Genomic DNA, 16,547 nt, shown 5'->3' on the forward strand with positions numbered 1-16,547 from the left:
TATTCTGCGGAAGTCAGGAAACAAACCCCGTGTTTTCGGCCGTTTCAGCGCTAAAAAGCGCCTCACATTGTCCGGGGATAGTTTGAGGTAATGCCATGAAAATCCGCCGCTACAGAAAGAACTGGCACCGCCGCCCTGAGAAAGTGGACTCATCGGTGTTCGTGGCCTTTTGGGGCGATCAGAAGTTTGTGTCGGCCCTGGACGTCGACGGCGTTGAGTGGATGCTGGTAGGAACGCACACGCTCAAAGAGATCGAGGCGGGTGACTCGGGCCTGACGCGCATTCACCGCGGGACGCTGGTGCGGATAGAGGCGGTGCAGGGACTGTCGGCACGTAATGAACGAATCCAAGGCGTGCGCAGTCGGGCGCGTGATCATTACTGCCAGATTGGTGGGCGTGAATTCATCGTGTCGCGTAGCTGCAAGTCTGTGGTGTACACCCGATACGCCAGCTACCTCGGCCAGCAAGAACTGCCGTCGGCGGTGGCAGCATGAGCGCCAAACGCAGTCGCCACGATGAGAACCTTGAATACCGGTCGCGAATGGGGCTGCTGAGCAAAGCGGCCTATTCCAGCGACCCGATAAAATCTCGAGACTTTGGCTACAGAAAAGCCCGCCCGGCAGGCCCAACGCTCAAGCCAAGCGACGTGCCCGCGCTGCTGGCGGCGGCGCTGGCCAGCGGCCCAATCAAGCAGGGCGAAGCGTTTGAGCACTTTCTGGCAGTGGTGTGCGACGACTACCGGTTTCATGCCGTTCACTTCATCGTTGCCCCGGCGCGTGGTGCTGGCGGTCGGCGCCGGGCTGTGATGCTCAGCGAGCGCACCGTTAACGGCAGTGTCGACTTCGGCAAGGACAAGGCCTACGCGCAGCAGCTGGTGGACTATGCCGCGGCACTGGGTTCGCCCCGGGTGATGGTTCACGGCCTCTCGTTTTGCAGCACGCTGATCCGTCATCTGGTGCGGTTGCCGTCGAACGGGATGAACTGGATCAACGTCAACCTTCAGCACCCGCCAGAGTGCGAGAAACAGCGCGACAAGTATCTGGATGGCTACGCGCAGGCATTTGACCTTTACAAGCAGGGAGCAATCAAAAAGGCCATCAAGGCTCCCGACACAGAGGCGCTATCGGCTCAAATGTCCCGCATGGTTTCGCAAGTCGACGAACGTGGGCGCGCCATGCTGACGAAGCCCGGCGACCGTATGGAGCGTGAGCTTGAGGCGTTGTGCCTGCTGTGCTGGGACGAAGAACGCGAGAGATTGGCGGGCACGTACACCGCCGAAGAGCCCACCGAACTGCTGGCGGTTTGACCGTCGAGCGATAGACCAAATACCCCGCCCTGTGCGGGGTTTGTTTTGTCCGGAGCATGCAAAGTGCCCCATAAGCGCCTGTGCTGGCGCCGGGATAATCGGCCAGTGTTCAAAGAGGTCGCCCCATGATCCCCGAAGCCCGGTTTTATCTGGAGGTGCGAAAGTTCGCACTGACTGAACCGTCGTATTCACCCCGCCGCCAAGTAGTGCGCAGCTTCCCGAGCGAGCGCTACCACCTGCCGATGATGGCGCTGCGTGTTTACGGCGATCCCACTGAGACGCTGGCAATCATGGCGGCGGCGGGGCTTTCGACGGTTGACTCTGAGCTGATCGAAAAAGACGTGGTGCTGCCTACGAAAGAGCACCTGGCGTACCTCAAACAGAAATGCGGGATCGTCACCGCCACAAGGTCAGTGCGCTGATGGCCGCCAAGAAGGGGGCGGGCGCCCGCGACCCGCTGGTGGTAGCGGCGAACAAGTTGACTGCCGAGGCGCGCAAGCGCTATGAGGCTGACCGCGCGCGACGTATTGGCGATCAGAGCTCAATTCTGTCCGCCGACGACATGGCGGGGCTGTACGACCACAAGCGAGGGCTGTTCACCACCCTCGGAGGCGAGTTCAGGCCGCTGACTGTCGACGATCTGATTGCGTTCCGGGCGGCGGTGCATGACATCCAGCGGCGCCATGGCCAGCGCAAAGGCAACGTGCCTGTGTCGGGCGCCAGCGGCGGCATCCTGGCCAAGCAGGTGATCAACTTGTCAGCGCCTGACGACCGGGCGCGCGCCACGCGAGAAATTCACCGAATTATCCCGGTCAGCAACAGCGGCGGCGTGGTGCATATACAGACCAACGCCAGCGCAAAATCAAACGTGGCGAGGCACCACGTTTATGTGCAGTTCCTCGACTACGACATGGTGCTCGCCGACGGCAACAACGCGCTTGAGGCTGCGCGCCGCATGTTGGCGGGCAAACTGAAGTTCGATTGCGACTGTGGGCGGCACACGTACTGGTACCGCTACATCGCCAGCATCGGAAACTTCAACTACGGACGCCCCGAGGACGGTTTCCCGCGCATCCGGAACCCGACAATGAAGGGCATCGCCTGCAAGCATGTCATTCGCGTGATGGCGACCATCACCGCCGGGGCGACGTTCAACCTCTACGCCAAGTCGATGATCGAGCGCGGGCGCCGGACGCTCAGCAACAAGAAGTCGATGGTCACGGTGGCCGAGCAGCAAAAGTTCGTTGAGCAGGCGTTGCGAGACGCGCAAAAGAGCAAGCGCGGTTCTGTCATCCGCACGGCTGAAGAGAAGAAAGCCCAGCGCCAGGCGCAGCCGTCGTACCAGCGCCAGCAAGAAGCGCGAAGGGTGAAGGCAGCAAATGACAAGCTACGCGCCAGCAAGCCCGACAAAGTGAACAGGAAGGTGTCCGCCGTGCAGCACCAGGCACTGACCGCGGCCATGAAGGCTCAAGGCTTCAGCGCCAAACAGATCGCCGCAGCGCTCAGCGCCGTAGAAAGGACTTAGGGGTAAGACATGCTCAATAACGTGGCCATTCAAATCAACCGGGCCAACCGCCAGCGCACGCTGCGCGAGCCCAATGCTATCCCCTGCGTGCTCTTCGACAAGAAGGTCACCCGCACCAGTGACGACGAAACGGCAGACGGTTATCCAACCATTGGCCCGCTGGGCGTGATGAGTGATGAGGACGAAGCTGCCTATGAATGGGTTGAGACTGGCGAGGCAATGATTCACTTTTCACAGGGCTACGCCGCGCCCTTGGGCAACACCTCTGACGATGGCAGCCGGATGGATTACGCGGATGGCATCCTTGAGGCGTCCATTGAGCCGCTGGCGGATCCCGGTACCGAAGGTTATGTGCAGCCGGGCAAGCGCATGCTGGTAGCGGTGCTGATGGGGGGCGGGGTGATCGTCAACTTTGAGATTGTCGACGTCACCGGTAACGTGAACATTCCGCCATACACCCGCAAGTACCTGCTGAACCCTCGGCCAGATGAGGCAGTGAGCGAGGATCTAGACGAGTAAAGCCAGCCGGTGGCATGGTGGGCGCATTATTGTGGCCCACTGGAGAGCGCCCTATGCCCCCTGAACAAGAACGCTGGAAGGCAAAGATCATCATTGAGATTGAAGCCGCCGAGACAAAGGACATCGGCGACATGATCGATAACGCCGTTGATGCCATCAAGTTCGGTTCCGCAAGTGGCAATGGCACGCTGCTGGGCGGCAAAGGCAGTTACACGTATGTGGTCGAAGATAACCTGCCGCGCAAGCCGATGACTGCGGACGTGTTGTTTGAAATGTACAACGAGCAGCGCGAGCCGGGCGAACCCACCTTAGAGACGATCATTGACCTGTCCATGCAGGGCGGCGATGAAGCGGCGCAATGGTGGCAAGAGCTGACAGAGCAAGAGCGGTACCAGTGGCTGACAACTCATGAAGGCGTGACCACACCGCTACAGGCTTGGCAGAAGCACAGCAAGGGTGCCCGATAAGCCGTCGACCAATGCCAAATCGATAAGCCTCGACGCGAAAAGCATCGGGGCTTTTTTGTGTCCGGATGACGCGCAAACCGGCGCCGGGAAAGGCGTTTTTGCGCCTGTACGCTGGGGGTTAATTCAAGCCTCTGTGTGTACGTGAATGGCTAATTCAACTGAACCCAAAAAAGGCCTGGCATCGCGATTTATTGGCGGCGCTCGCGATCTGATCATGGGCGGACAGCTCTCCGACATGACAGCCAGTCAGGCTACTCAGCAAGCTGAGCACCGGCTGGCTCAGGTGGACACCTTCGATGCGGATTATGTCGGCGTCGAAATGTTGCTGGGCAACTCCGGTAAGCCGGTGCGCACTCGCTCGCAGATTTACATGAAGTATCACTTCATGATGCAGGAAGGGCTTATTTCTACAGCCCTGCGCAACAACGTCCAGATGGCACTTGGTGGGCACGAAACTACAGGGGAAACCGTCTTTCTTGAGGCGAAGCCGCATATCAGCCGTGCCGATCAGAAGATGGTCGACGAGCTGGCGCCCGTCATCAAAATGTTGAACGACAGCTGCCACTCCATGGGTTTCAACGCCGCCGGGTTTGGCGACTCTTACGCTCGCGCCTACACCGTCAAGGGCGAAGGGCTAGTGGCATTCGATCATGAAACGCTGTGGACGCCGTTGGTGCAGCCCTATGAAGAGCTGGGGCGTACCGTCGGTTATGTGGTGAGCTTGGGCGAGAAGATGCAGAGCAAGCTCAGCCATATGGATATCGTGCGCTGGAAAATGCCGCGCATGCTGGTGCTGCCGCAGACGAAAATCATTGAGAACGCGCAGAAGATCAATCTGGAAGCCGCCAATCTGCGCGACATCATGCCGCTCCCGGCGTTGGTGGGCGGTTCATTGCTGGAAGCCGCTGAGCAGGACTTTGACAACCTGTACTCGGCGCTGCGTGGTTTGGTGGGGCAGCGTATCGCCAGCTCTATCGAAGAAGTGCTGCTGACGATTGACCTGGCAGACACCACCAAGGAACAGCGCGCTAAGACCATTGAAAACCTGACCAAAATGCTCACCGCCATGAAAGAGCGGGCGCACAAGCAGATTCAGGAAGGCGTCTATTCCACTTCCCGCAATTTCAACGTCATTCCGGTTTCCAATAACAAGCAACTGACCCAAGTGAGCAGCATTGCTTCCGGCGCCAATGGCCAGAACCTGGGCATTGAAGACGTGATGTTTCACGCCAAGAAGCTGGCGGGCACCCTCGGCACTGACATTTCTCAAATGGGCTTCGCTGATCAGCTGTCGGGCGGCCTGGGCGACGGCGGATCGAACCGCACCAGCGCAATGGGTGCCGAACGCGCCCGGATGATGCGTACCAGTTACACCAAGACCTGCAACGACACCATCGACCGCCACATGATGGCCAAGTACGGCAAGTGCTGGCCGGACACCGAACGCCCTTACACGATCAACTTCTACGGTGGTATCGCGGCGCTGGAAGCCGAGAAACAAGCCAGCTCGGAACGGGCGATGAACAAGGCCGCAATTCTGGTGCAAGTCTTGGCGCAGCTTCGTGAGCTGGGTCTGCCGCAGGACGTCGTGGCCTACATGCTGGCCAAGGTCGCGGAAATGGACGCTGAAGGTGCGGAGATGTTCGCCAAGGGGCTGGCCAACGCCAAGCCACCGGTACAGCCAGGCGGTGGCGGCGAATACGACATGGATCTACCCCCAGGCGCGAACGCTGGCGGCAACACAGACCAAGAGGACAATCTAGATGAGTAAGCGCACGGGCGTGATCCGTTACAACCTGAACGATATCAAGCGCAACTTCACCGGCCAGAAGCGCGCAATCGACATTGATGCCGCCATGCGCTTGTTCAACGGTGCCGCGCTTCAGGAATCGATCCGCAAGGGCGATATCTACGGCTACATCGGCCACCAGTACCGGGAGAAGTACACGCTGGACGTACCGGAAACGGTCATGGTGGACGGCGTGCCGGTAGTGCTTGAGCCCGCGTGCCGCACGATCTACCTCAAGTGCTACCCGACCGGCGACGTAGAACACGAGCAAGAGTTTCTTGATACCGCGCCGGGGCGTGTTGGCGCGCGCCTGTGGGACAGCAAGGCCTACGGTTTCAGCTCGGCTATCTACGCGCCTGAAGAGAACGGTCTGCGCGTGCCCAAGGGCTATTTCGGCATGGATCTGGTGCGAGCGCCGAACTACGACAACAACCGTGGCTATGCGGTGATGCTGGACAGTGTGGCGCCTGGCGTGTTTACGGCGGTTGATACCTTCCCGACTGAAAGCGCTGCGCTGCTGGACTCGGTCGACAACATGATCAAAGAGTCTGACGCCTTCGCCGCAGGCCTCAGTAACGACATCCTGAAGCAATACAAAATCAACGATGAGCTGAACGAATACAACGCCAGACTGCTGGAGCGCCTGCACCAAGCCAAGATCGAGGCGCCCATGCTCGACAGCGCACCCAAGGTAATGGAGCGCGGTATCAACATGGATACCGGCGCCACCATGCTCGACAGCGCCCAGCGATTTATGGCGAACGAAAACCTGCCCGGTTATCAGCCAGCGCCGGAGAAAGCAGAGGAAAAGGGTGCTGTAGACGTTGTTGTGGGCGGCGTGAAGAAGGCCATGGCAATGGTCGATTCTGTCATCAGGGGGCACTGATCCATGGCCCAGCTTGATCATGATGAAACAACCGGTTTTCTGCGCGGTGAAAGCATTGCGGCAGAGATTGAAAAGCTGGCGCATGAACTCAAGTTGTTACGGCAGATCGCCGAGAACACCAGCAACATCGCTAAGCGTTTAAGTGAGATCCACGGCCTTCCGCCCGTCACGCCCACTCCGCCCGGCCCATTACCAATTCCGGACTCCTACCGCAGTGATGCGGTTAATGATCCTGCGCTACCACGCCCGCCAAGCCAATCCGAAGCCGACAGCAGCGGCAACGGTGACGCTGGACGGCGCAATAGCCGGGGGCCGTCAGACGACCGTGTGAACTCGCCTCGCCCACCAGGCGCGCGCGATGAAAATGGCCGGTTTATTCGTGCTGGAGCGCCAGCGGGCGGGGACAGAGACAGCGGCTCAATGGACACCAGCGCCGCACGCGCTATTGGCGGGTCTATTGTCGATGCGGCCAAGGACATGGGGAACAAGCTGACCGCCGATGTCGACAACGTAGACCCGACCGTTCAAGCGGCGAAGGAATTGAGCGGGATCCTGTCGCCAGCCTTTGCGCTGTTCAAGCCGCTGGGACGTCTATTCGGCAGGGACAAGCAGACCAAGGAACACCGCGAAAACATCGGGTGGCTGCGCCGTATCTGGCGAACTCAAGCCGACGCCAACCGCGGGCGCGGACGTAGCGGTATGGGCGGCATGCTTGGGATGCTGCTGGCGCTCGTTGGTGCGGCGCTGGCGCCATTCAAAGCGCTGGGCAAGCTGCTGGGGCTCGGTCGCGTGCTCGGGGCCGCCAGCAGGCTGATCCCGGGGCGAGCGGGAAGGGCTGGTAGGTCGGGCAGGGGCGGTGGGTCAGGAGGTGGCGCAGGGGGGCGCAGTGGCCGGAACGCGCGTAACCCTGATGGTTCTCGCACGCGGATCCGCTCAGCAGCTGATGCTCCGCCTGGCGGGGGCGGCTCAAGGGGTGGACGTCCGCCTTCGCCACCGCGCGGCGGCGGCTTGGCGGGGATGGGTAAAGGCCTGCTGAAAAAGCTGCCGTTGATTGGCGCGCTGTTCGGCGGCGCAATGATCGCCTCGTCGGCGATGGCTGCCGATGACCCGAACCTTTCGCCGGAAGAAAACAAGAAGAACAAGTGGGGTGACGTCGGCAGCGGTGTCGGTGGGCTCGTAGGTGGCGTTCTCGGGATGCTCGGCGGGCCTGCCGGTGCAATCGCTGGTGCAATGATCGGTGATTCGCTGGGCGGCATGGTGGGCGAGTGGCTATCGACTGTCGACCTGGGGTCAATTCCCGGGAAGATCGGCGATGCATTCACCAGCCTGAAGGATGGCGCGCTTGATGCGGCCACCGCGGCATTCGGCTTTGTGTCTGACGGTTTCAAAGGTTTTCTGGACGTGCAGGCCAAGGCCTTCACCGCTGTCGGGCAGTGGATCAAAGACGCTTGGAGCAAAGCAACCGACGCGGTGCTCGGCGTCAAAGACACCGTGATGGACAAGGTGCAGGACGGTAAGGATTACGTGGCCGACAAGGCAAGCAGCGTTGCCGATGCCGGGTCGAACATGCTTTACAAGGCGACAGGCGGGAAGTTTGGATCGAGCAGCTCCAGCGCCGCCAAGGATCAGCTGATTCAGGCGATGGACGCGGGCGGTATCACAGACCCCAAATCCAAGGCCATGCTGATGGCCAACGTTGACCACGAGTCGGGTGGTTTCACCAAGAAAGAAGAGAACCTGAACTACAGCGCCAAGCGTTTGCAGGAGGTTTTCCCGAAATACTACAAAGACGCCGAGTCTGCGCGCGCCGATGCCAACAACCCCGAAGCAATCGCCAACAAGGTCTATGGCGGGCGGATGGGTAACAAGGATCCGGGTGACGGCTACAAGTTTCGCGGGCGTGGTGCGCTGCAACTCACCGGTCGCGCCCAGTATGAGGAAATGGGCAAGAAGCTTGGCATCGACCTTGTGAACAACCCCGAGCTGGCGGCAGACCCAAAGTATTCGGCGCAGATCGCTGTGCAGCACTGGAAAAGCTCCGGCGCCGACAAGGCAGCGCAGGCCGGGGATATGGTCAAGGCGCGCAAGCTCACAAACGGCGGCACAAACGGCCTGGCCGACGTACAGAAGAAGTACGAAGAAACCTATCTGGCTCAGGCGAAGGCGGGCGACCTCACGCCTACCCGGCGCGCCGACGAAATGAAGGTGGCGGCGCCCGCGGCAGTCGGAACGGCAGTGGCGAGCACCATGGCGGCTGTGGCGTCTCCCAAGACGCTTGCCGGTGCTCAGGCAGCCACGCCCATTGGCATCATGGCGCCCTCTCAGGCCCGCCCGGTGACTGTGGCAAACAACGCGGTACCGACAACACTGGCGGCCCCCAAAGTGGCGAGCTATGCGCCAGCTGCGGCGGACGCCAGCCAGGTCAAGATCCCGAGCATGGCCGAGGTCAAGGCCCCACCGCCAAGTGGTGGCGGGGGCAAGGAAGGCCCGACGACGGTAAACCTTGAGTCGCCGCTGTCGCAAAACGTTCCAGACAGGGGCATTGCGCACGCATCTTCGGGCGGGCTTGGAATGACACCGTTTTGACCTGCAAACCGCTGCCGAGAGGTGGCGGTTTTCTTTGCCAAGATGCGGCAAAGCATTCTGAGCGCGTCTGTCATGGCCGAAACGTTAAACACTGACCTGATTTTTCGCATGATCGCGCACTGGTGGGCGACCAAGCCGAACACCTACTACGGCAGCACCTACGGCAACCCCGTCGAAGAAATGCTGCAAAAGCCGCTCAACTCCCCATTGGCCGATTGGTTTCTGGCCAAGCTGCTCAAGGACATTCCTGTCTTGGGTGCGTTCCCGCCGGGGACGGTCAACCTGTATGCCACGTCCGAGGGCATCGAGCTCAAGAACGTACATATCGAAGTGGCCGGGCAAATGCTGAGCCTTACCGACTTGTCAGAGGTATCCCGTGGCAATTACTAAAGACCAGCTCATACAGAGCGCGGTGGACGAAATCACCAATTATCCGACCTTGGCCAAGCGGTTCCAGATCGGTGATCCACTCATTACCCAAGGGATGGCGTCCATAGCGGCCATGCTCGCCGAGGTCGCCACGCAGGTGGAGGTGACAACCGGTGAGTCATACCTGAAGGCCCGAGACGTGACGGTGTTGGCGGATGCATCGGTAAAGGGTGTTCTGCCGTTCGGCAGGCCGTGCATTGCAGCCATCACGGTCAAGAACGGCGGCGACAAGCTGCTGAAGATCCTCGGCGGGCGCGTACTGCGCGATCAGAATGGGCGCATGTGGCGGGTAACGACCGGCGCCCAAGTGGCAGCGGGCGCCACCGGCAGCATCATCGCGCGCCAGGTGGAGCTGCGAACCGTGACGCACACCGTGGCGCAGAATCAGCCGTTCTACCCGGTCGAGCTGGCAGAGCCTGAAATCGGTTATATCGCTGAGGTGATGGTGACCGGCTGGGAGCACGCCCCGGAGTTCTGCAACGTGCTCGACGGCGATCTGGTCTATCACATTCAGACCGATGAGAATCAAGTAATCAGTCTCGTATTCGGCGTAACCGGGTTGGCCGGGATGCAGCCAGCCACCGGAACCAAGCTCAATATTTCAATCTATGACACCGAGGGCGAAATCAGCCCCAGTGTCGGTATGGCGTTCTACTTCGAATACACCGATGCCACTGAGAAGGCGGCCATGACGCTGGCGGAAGTCAGCCAGTCGGGCGAGGCGCCAATGAGCATCACAACCATGCGAGAAATCTGCTCGTTTCCGGGGATCTACAGCGAGAACGCGGTTTACCGGGCCAACTTCGACTTTCTGGTGCGCCGCAAGTTGGGCGCGGTTACGTTCCTCAACGTGTGGAACGAGCTGAAAGAAGAGTCGGTGCGCCCCGCGAGCGTCGAGAACATGAACAAGCTGTTCGTGTCCGTGCTGAAGCGCGGCGTCACTCCGGAGGCGTTGCAAAGCGAGATTCGGTTGATCATCACGACTGCCGATAACAGCTACCGCATCAAGTTCGTGGAAGCTATTGAGAAAGCGGTACCGCTCAAGCTCACCCTCTACGTGCCATCGACTTACGACTCTGCGGCGACGATGCAAGCGGTTCGGGCGTTGATTCTGGATAACTACGGTCGCGAATCCGATTGGGCCAAGCGTGGCGAAGCCAAGATGCTGAAAAAGGATATCTACGACCTTCTGCGCCAGAACGTCCCGGCGCTGACTCAGCGGGTTGCTGATATCTCGGTCGACATGATCGGCGATGACACGGCAGATCTGCCCGAGCACTTCCGTTATGTGACGGAAGAGAGCCTGGAAGTCTTCACGGAGACAGCCAACTGATGGAGCTCAAGCCATTACTACGCAGCGCCGAATATGACGCGATTGAATCCGAGTTCAAGGCGTTGTTTGTCAGCCTCTACCGCAAGAATCTGGCCGGGGACGTGATCGACGCCAACACCCTCGGGATGCCGCACTTGGGGCCAGACGCCTTTATCAGCCGTGGACTCAACAACGACGGGCTGGCGCTGCTCAACGACACTACCAGCGACAAGACTCGTATGCTTTTCAAGGCCTGGCGCTACCTCAACCCCCAGCGCGGCACTCACTTCCTGAAGTTCTACCTGCGAGCGCTGTTCGGCGACGTCTTCACGATTGACCAAATGTGGTGCCTGAAGCCTGAAAAGGATGGCGTCTACCCGGTCGACCTGATGACAGAGCGTGAAATTGAGCTGGCGGGCCTTGAGCTAACTGACTACTTCCTCACCAGCCGCTTGCGCGTGGACATCGAGACGGAAATCGTCCCGCAGCGGATCCTGACGGCAGCCCGCACGGCTGTGGCGGCGCGGTTCGTGCTGGATCTTCGCGCCGCCCGCCGCGCCAGCCTCAAAATCCCGATTGCCTGCATTGCCTACGGGGTAAACATCGGGCGCATCACCGGTACCGCGCTTTATCACCAGCGCCGCATTGAGTCGTACATGACTGTCGGCCCAGGTATCAAGGTGCGCGGCACCAACTTGCAATTCAGCTCCGGCGAGCGTTTAGACATGCAAACCTTCACCAAATAGGCCGGATTTTCGGCCTTACGCTTTGCCATAAATAACCGCCGGGGGCTTTATGGCAGATCCTTTAATTCTAAATCCCACCCTGACCCTTGCCGGTCAGGCTGCGGCGTTCAACGCCGCCAACACCGGGATTGAGCTCATTCTTGATGCCGTCTCGTTCGGTCGCGCGCACTACAACCCGACCGGCAATGAGACGGCGTTGGCCGCACCTGTAGGGAGTCGCGTTCCGTTCGCTGGCGGAAGTCGCCCAACGCTTTACCAGCTGCGTATCAGCGCGGCCTGGAACGAAGACGTGGGCGAAGTCGGTATTGGCGAGATCGGTTTCTGGTCTGGTGATGTGCTGGTGTTCGTCTGGTCGCTCGCCAACGGCACAGTAGCCTCCTACAAAACCGACGGCGTAGCCTATGTCTTGATGGCAGATATCGGCTTCGCCCAGGTACCGGCGGGCAGCATCAACATCGTTATCGACTCCAATATTGACGCTGCGCTGGCGGCCCTGTCTGAACACGAAGGCGCCGCAAACGCCCACCCGCAGTACATGTTGCGTGCGGACGTGGCGAAGGATGCCGGGCCGCTGATGGGGCTGGTGCATTCCGCAGGCAGCACCGCGAACGCCTTGAAGCTTAAACTTGATGCGCCGGAGTCGAAACTACCGGCCTTGGCCAAGTTTCAGCGCTTCCAGTTTGTGGCCAAAGACACCAATACCGGCTCTGTAACTGCCAGCATCCAGGGCTTTGGCGATGTTCCGGTAAAGCGCGGTGGTGACACCGGCCTAATTGAGCTGGACGCAGGCGACATCAAGGCCGGATCCCTGTACGACCTCAACTACGACGGCGCCAGCTTCCAGTTGGGCGGTGGCGTGGGTAGCGGTAAGGCTTTTGAGCGCTTCGCGTTCAAGGCGTCGGTGGCGCAGAAGGTTTTCGCTGCGCCACATGTTCCTGGCAGCATCATTGTATTTCTCAACGGTCGCGAAATCTTCGATTACGCCTCCGCCGCGGACGGCTCGAAAATCACCCTGATCAATCCATGCAACATGGATGACGACTTAGTGATTGTGGCGCTCAAGTCCTTCAAGGTCGCCGATGGCTACACCAAGGCCGAAGTAGAGGCGCTGATGAAAACGGCGTCGGGGATGCCAGTGGGCGCAATGCTTCCGGTACCGAAAGGTATTGTCCCTGTCGGCTATCTGGAACTGGATGGCAGTGTAAAGAGCATCGCCACCTATCCGGATCTTGCCGCGTACTTGGGCACGACCTTCAACAAGGGCGATGAGGGCGCTGGTAACTTCCGCCTGCCTGATTCGCGCGGCGAGTTCCTGCGTGGCTGGGATCACGGGCGAGGTGTCGATGCAGGCCGGGTGATTGGCAGTTATCAGCTTGACGCCTTGCAGAATATGACCGGCACCATCGACGGCAACCTTGATATAAAAACGTCCACTGGTGTGTTCGCCCTTGGCAACAACGTTGGGGTTCCGTCATCGGCCAACGCCACAACGGGCTATCACTCCGCGAATTTTGACGCCTCGCGTGTAGCGCGCACTTCGACCGAAACCCGTCCGCGCAACTTGGCGGTGATGTGGTGCATCAAGGCGTGGAGCGCTCCAGTCAATCAGGGTCAGATTGACGTGGCCGCGCTGGCCGCCGAGCTGGAGAAAATGAAATCGGCGGTGCCGGTGGGCGCTCTGATGCCGTTCCCGGCTGGCGTTGTCCCGCCTGGCTATCTGGAAGCGGACGGCAGCCTTTTTCTCGACGCGCTCTATCCAGACCTGGCCGCGTACCTGAAAAAGACCTACAACCTTGCGGGAGACGCGGTGGGATCTACCCGGCTGCCAGATACTCGGGGCGAGTTTCTGCGTGGCTGGGATCATGGCCGTGGAGTCGATGCAGGCCGTGCCATCGGTAGCTTTCAGGCTGAAGAAATTAAAGAACACATGCACTACATGGGGGCAAAGTACGCTGGCGGTAGTGGTACGTCTGTGGCAGCCACGGTGCAACTAGGCTTTTCTGGTCAGCCTGATACGAATAGTAAAACCGCGGGGGTAGAAGCTCTAAACGGAGATGCATTAGGGGGCGCGGAAAACCGTCCGCGCAACTTGGCGGTGATGTGGTGCATCAAGGCCTGGAACACACCGGTTAACCAGGGAACGATTGATGTCGCCGCGTTGGCGCCGCTGGCACTGCAGGCAACTGAAGTCGACCAAGGCACAGCCAGGATTGCTACGCAGGCGCTGACTGATGCGGGGGCGGACGATGCCACGATTGTGACGCCGAAAAAGTTGCGATGGGGCTTCTCGATTATGAAGGGGCAGAACGGCTGCATCGCATTCCCGTCATGGTTGGGCGGGCTGGTCATTCAATGGATGACCAGCAATACCGGGCAAATATCCGCAGGTTCTGCCGAAACGGTTACAGCTCCGTGGCCTATGGCCTTCCCAAATGCCTGCTGGCACGCAATCGGAAGCACTGGTCAGTCATCGAACGGCAACGGTTTCGCAACCTGCCGCATTGATGGCGCTTTTACCAACAGCGTGACATCGAGCACCTTTGCCCATATCACCGGTTGGGTATCTCGCAAAATTTTCGCCATTGGAAACTGAGGCCCACATGAAACGTTTTTACAGCCAAACCACCGGATGTACTTATTTACTGGGCCTCCACCCTTCAATGCCAGCGGATGCCGTCGAAATCAGCGACGAGCTATGTGAGTCGGTTATCTGCAATCCAGCCCCCGGAACACTTCGATTACACGACGAGAATGGGTTGCCTTATCTGGTCGACGTAGTAACGCCGGTTGAGGCCTTGGCGGTACAGGAACGCGCCTGGCGTGATGCAGAGCTGTCGGCAGTGCTGTGGTTGCGCGAGCGTCACCGCGATCAGCTCGAACTGTCCGGAGCAACCACGCTCACAGGCGAGCAATTTCAAGAGTTGCTGGTTTACATGCAGGCGCTGCGCGATTGGCCTCAATCGCCAGAATTTCCGGCCTCACAATCGCGACCAACCCCGCCGCAATGGCTTGCCAGCGCACAGGAAGACAATCTGGCAGGGTCGACCACTCAAACCGTACAAGGCGGTGCTGAATGAGCAGAGCAAGCGTACTCGCACAAAACGATCAGAAGGTGCAGGACTGGGTTCTGGCCTTTATGGAGCGCGCCTTTGGGGCAACCGCCGCGCAGTTCGACAAGGGCGACACATTGACCACTGCTGCATTTGTTCAGCGGGCACTAGGGAATTTTTCGGACTACCTCGAACTATCCGTCAACACGGTTCTGACGCCAGCTGATGTCGGCAAAGTGATCAAGGCGAGCGTGGTTGATGTAACGCTGCCCGCGCTCGCCAGTGTTCCTAACGGCGCTGCCGTCATGATTCGCACAGGCCAAGGTGGCCGGTTGCTGGTTCAAGGAGGTGACCAGCTATTTAGTCAGGTTGGTGTGCTTCCCACTCCCTATGCAGTGGTGCAGCCGCAGGTATTCCATATCATCAAAGTGGGGAACGCTTGGCAGATTCTGTCGGGAGACGGGGCTTTGCCTTCTTCTGCGCTGTTCGCTTCATTGCTCAGTGCTAACGGCTATCAGAAGTACCCATCGGGCCTGATCGAGCAATGGGGAACTGTATCTGTAGCGGACAACTCCGAGCAGACCGTTTTACTGCCCACCGTTTTCCCTAACGCGATTCTCGGGGTTTCGGCCTCAGTAGCCATCTCGGCAATAGCAGGGGCTTCGGAGTTCGCTACCGCTGGGGCGAGAAAGGCCGGCAGCAGCCTCAACTCAATTTTGGTAAACGCGAATACGGGGCCCACTACTGGGGTGATTCAAACCGTAACTTGGCGCGCATGGGGGAATTGATCTTGATCTTTTTTAGTAAATTAAATCCTGGCTTCTACGACACCGCCATTGTCAACGTTATTCCTGACGATGGCGTTGAGGTTCCACCCGAGATTCTTCGCGCCCTTCTGGATGGGCAATCTGCCGGAATGGTCATCACTGCTGATGAAAACGGCCACCCTGTTCTGGTCGATCAGCCGCCGCCGAGCCACGAAAGGCTGGCCGCCGTGGAGCGTACTTGGCGCGATCTGCGCCTGGCAGAGACGGATGGAGTCGTATCGCGCCACCGTGACGAAGTGGAAGCGGGTGGCGCTACCACGCTGACCGCCGAGCAATACACCGAGCTGCAAGCGTACCGCCAAGAACTGCGCAAATGGCCGCAGGGTGAAGAGTTCCCACTGGTGGATCATCGTCCGGTGGCGCCGACGTGGCTTGTGGATGGTGAGGTGCTGCTTTGATGCAGCGCCAACACCCGCAGACGCCGGGCAATCTCGTGACGAATGAGGCTCCAAATGGCTGAAATGAATGGCAGCTTTATCCAGCAAAAGGAGGCCTTTGGCTGGTACCTGCTCGACTGGTTTAACACGCTGTACACCGATACTTTGGCAGTACAAGAGTTCCGCAATCGGCGCCCAGCTCAGGCCATGCAGTGGGCGCCGGGGCGCATGCTCGACAAGGTTGAGTCGATGCTGGCGCAGTACCGCAAGAACGAGAACGGCCCACCTGGCGCGACTACCAAGCTACCCGTACTGCTGCTGGCCACCGATGATGATTTTCTGGGTACTGGCGCGGACTGGGGAGGCCACCACACCGGATTTGAGCGCGTGCAAATCTACAAGGGCGGTTCATGGTACGACTACCGGCAGGACATGCACGACCGCCGTATACAGATGGTCATCGTCGCCAGTGACAGCGACAGCGCCAAATCACTGGCGGCGCAGTTGAGTGCGTTCATGCAGGAACCCCACCGCCGTTACATCGACGCCAAATACAAGTTTGGCCAATACGAAGTTCCGGCGGCGATGCAGCTGGAGACAAAGCGTATCGACTGGATGAAGGTCGAGGTCGATCAGAAAAACATAAAGATCCTGGCCGCCGACGTGGCGCTCAAGTGCGTTGTGCCGATTTTCCGGGCGCCAGCTGAGGGCGAACCGAACGACGGAAG

General features: G+C 59.6%; 17 protein-coding genes. All 17 read left to right on the forward strand.

The features are described from left to right. Positions 1–95 precede the first annotated feature (95 nt). Positions 96–494: a hypothetical protein gene (locus AC3WMT_RS25125; RefSeq protein ID WP_103306017.1), complete on the forward strand. Its 399-nt coding sequence runs from the start codon at positions 96–98 to the stop codon at positions 492–494. Beyond that, positions 491–1,306 (forward strand): hypothetical protein, encoded by an 816-nt coding sequence (locus AC3WMT_RS25130; protein ID WP_103306018.1) that lies wholly within the window; start codon positions 491–493, stop codon positions 1,304–1,306. The genes AC3WMT_RS25125 and AC3WMT_RS25130 overlap by 4 nt, the downstream gene beginning before the upstream one ends. Before the next feature lie 125 nt (positions 1,307–1,431). Next, entirely contained in the window at positions 1,432–1,728 is a 297-nt protein-coding gene (locus tag AC3WMT_RS25135; RefSeq protein ID WP_103306019.1) for a hypothetical protein, read from the forward strand. After that, positions 1,728–2,831 carry a hypothetical protein gene (locus AC3WMT_RS25140; RefSeq protein ID WP_146041277.1) on the forward strand — a complete coding sequence of 368 codons (1,104 nt, stop codon included), beginning with the start codon at positions 1,728–1,730 and terminating at the stop codon, positions 2,829–2,831. The genes AC3WMT_RS25135 and AC3WMT_RS25140 overlap by 1 nt, the downstream gene beginning before the upstream one ends. 9 nt (positions 2,832–2,840) lie before the next feature. Next, positions 2,841–3,350, forward strand: a complete 510-nt coding sequence (locus AC3WMT_RS25145; RefSeq protein WP_103306021.1) for a hypothetical protein — start codon at positions 2,841–2,843, stop codon at positions 3,348–3,350. A 53-nt stretch (positions 3,351–3,403) separates the two neighbouring features. Then, positions 3,404–3,817 carry a hypothetical protein gene (locus AC3WMT_RS25150; RefSeq protein WP_103306022.1) on the forward strand — a complete coding sequence of 138 codons (414 nt, stop codon included), beginning with the start codon at positions 3,404–3,406 and terminating at the stop codon, positions 3,815–3,817. Positions 3,818–3,962: 145 nt separating this feature from the next. Continuing rightward, positions 3,963–5,588 (forward strand): hypothetical protein, encoded by a 1,626-nt coding sequence (locus AC3WMT_RS25155; protein ID WP_103306023.1) that lies wholly within the window; start codon positions 3,963–3,965, stop codon positions 5,586–5,588. Beyond that, on the forward strand, positions 5,581–6,492 hold the full coding sequence (locus AC3WMT_RS25160; RefSeq protein WP_103306024.1) for a hypothetical protein: 912 nt from the start codon (positions 5,581–5,583) through the stop codon (positions 6,490–6,492). Before AC3WMT_RS25155 ends, AC3WMT_RS25160 begins: the two co-directional genes overlap by 8 nt. Before the next feature lie 3 nt (positions 6,493–6,495). Continuing rightward, entirely contained in the window at positions 6,496–9,078 is a 2,583-nt protein-coding gene (locus tag AC3WMT_RS25165; RefSeq protein WP_103306025.1) for a glycoside hydrolase family 19 protein, read from the forward strand. Positions 9,079–9,150: 72 nt separating this feature from the next. After that, entirely contained in the window at positions 9,151–9,468 is a 318-nt protein-coding gene (locus AC3WMT_RS25170) for a hypothetical protein (RefSeq protein ID WP_146041278.1), read from the forward strand. After that, a complete protein-coding gene (locus tag AC3WMT_RS25175) occupies positions 9,455–10,840 on the forward strand; it encodes a hypothetical protein (protein ID WP_146041279.1) in 1,386 nt (461 codons plus the stop codon). The genes AC3WMT_RS25170 and AC3WMT_RS25175 overlap by 14 nt, the downstream gene beginning before the upstream one ends. Then, positions 10,840–11,565: a hypothetical protein gene (locus AC3WMT_RS25180; RefSeq protein WP_103306028.1), complete on the forward strand. Its 726-nt coding sequence runs from the start codon at positions 10,840–10,842 to the stop codon at positions 11,563–11,565. Before AC3WMT_RS25175 ends, AC3WMT_RS25180 begins: the two co-directional genes overlap by 1 nt. A gap of 49 nt (positions 11,566–11,614) precedes the next feature. Continuing rightward, entirely contained in the window at positions 11,615–14,158 is a 2,544-nt protein-coding gene (locus tag AC3WMT_RS25185) for a phage tail protein (RefSeq protein ID WP_256583585.1), read from the forward strand. Positions 14,159–14,165: 7 nt separating this feature from the next. Continuing rightward, entirely contained in the window at positions 14,166–14,642 is a 477-nt protein-coding gene (locus AC3WMT_RS25190) for a phage tail assembly chaperone (RefSeq protein WP_103306029.1), read from the forward strand. Further along, positions 14,639–15,403 (forward strand): gp53-like domain-containing protein, encoded by a 765-nt coding sequence (locus tag AC3WMT_RS25195; RefSeq protein WP_103306030.1) that lies wholly within the window; start codon positions 14,639–14,641, stop codon positions 15,401–15,403. Before AC3WMT_RS25190 ends, AC3WMT_RS25195 begins: the two co-directional genes overlap by 4 nt. Beyond that, positions 15,391–15,840 carry a tail fiber assembly protein gene (locus AC3WMT_RS25200; protein ID WP_103306031.1) on the forward strand — a complete coding sequence of 150 codons (450 nt, stop codon included), beginning with the start codon at positions 15,391–15,393 and terminating at the stop codon, positions 15,838–15,840. Before AC3WMT_RS25195 ends, AC3WMT_RS25200 begins: the two co-directional genes overlap by 13 nt. A gap of 54 nt (positions 15,841–15,894) precedes the next feature. Further along, positions 15,895–16,547: hypothetical protein (locus AC3WMT_RS25205; RefSeq protein ID WP_103306032.1), on the forward strand; the 653-nt coding region annotated here is incomplete at its 3' end.

The sequence above is a fragment of the Pseudomonas sp. FW305-7 genome (assembly GCF_058786735.1).

What these genes read in the sequence shown, in the direction of transcription:
- AC3WMT_RS25125 (WP_103306017.1), top strand. Translation starts at nt 96, where the DNA reads ATGAAAATCCGCCGCTACAGAAAGAACTGGCACCGCCGCCCTGAGAAA.
- AC3WMT_RS25130 (WP_103306018.1), top strand. Translation starts at nt 491, where the DNA reads ATGAGCGCCAAACGCAGTCGCCACGATGAGAACCTTGAATACCGGTCG.
- AC3WMT_RS25135 (WP_103306019.1), top strand. Translation starts at nt 1,432, where the DNA reads ATGATCCCCGAAGCCCGGTTTTATCTGGAGGTGCGAAAGTTCGCACTG.
- AC3WMT_RS25140 (WP_146041277.1), top strand. Translation starts at nt 1,728, where the DNA reads ATGGCCGCCAAGAAGGGGGCGGGCGCCCGCGACCCGCTGGTGGTAGCG.
- AC3WMT_RS25145 (WP_103306021.1), top strand. Translation starts at nt 2,841, where the DNA reads ATGCTCAATAACGTGGCCATTCAAATCAACCGGGCCAACCGCCAGCGC.
- AC3WMT_RS25150 (WP_103306022.1), top strand. Translation starts at nt 3,404, where the DNA reads ATGCCCCCTGAACAAGAACGCTGGAAGGCAAAGATCATCATTGAGATT.
- AC3WMT_RS25155 (WP_103306023.1), top strand. Translation starts at nt 3,963, where the DNA reads ATGGCTAATTCAACTGAACCCAAAAAAGGCCTGGCATCGCGATTTATT.
- AC3WMT_RS25160 (WP_103306024.1), top strand. Translation starts at nt 5,581, where the DNA reads ATGAGTAAGCGCACGGGCGTGATCCGTTACAACCTGAACGATATCAAG.
- AC3WMT_RS25165 (WP_103306025.1), top strand. Translation starts at nt 6,496, where the DNA reads ATGGCCCAGCTTGATCATGATGAAACAACCGGTTTTCTGCGCGGTGAA.
- AC3WMT_RS25170 (WP_146041278.1), top strand. Translation starts at nt 9,151, where the DNA reads ATGGCCGAAACGTTAAACACTGACCTGATTTTTCGCATGATCGCGCAC.
- AC3WMT_RS25180 (WP_103306028.1), top strand. Translation starts at nt 10,840, where the DNA reads ATGGAGCTCAAGCCATTACTACGCAGCGCCGAATATGACGCGATTGAA.
- AC3WMT_RS25185 (WP_256583585.1), top strand. Translation starts at nt 11,615, where the DNA reads ATGGCAGATCCTTTAATTCTAAATCCCACCCTGACCCTTGCCGGTCAG.
- AC3WMT_RS25190 (WP_103306029.1), top strand. Translation starts at nt 14,166, where the DNA reads ATGAAACGTTTTTACAGCCAAACCACCGGATGTACTTATTTACTGGGC.
- AC3WMT_RS25195 (WP_103306030.1), top strand. Translation starts at nt 14,639, where the DNA reads ATGAGCAGAGCAAGCGTACTCGCACAAAACGATCAGAAGGTGCAGGAC.
- AC3WMT_RS25200 (WP_103306031.1), top strand. Translation starts at nt 15,391, where the DNA reads ATGGGGGAATTGATCTTGATCTTTTTTAGTAAATTAAATCCTGGCTTC.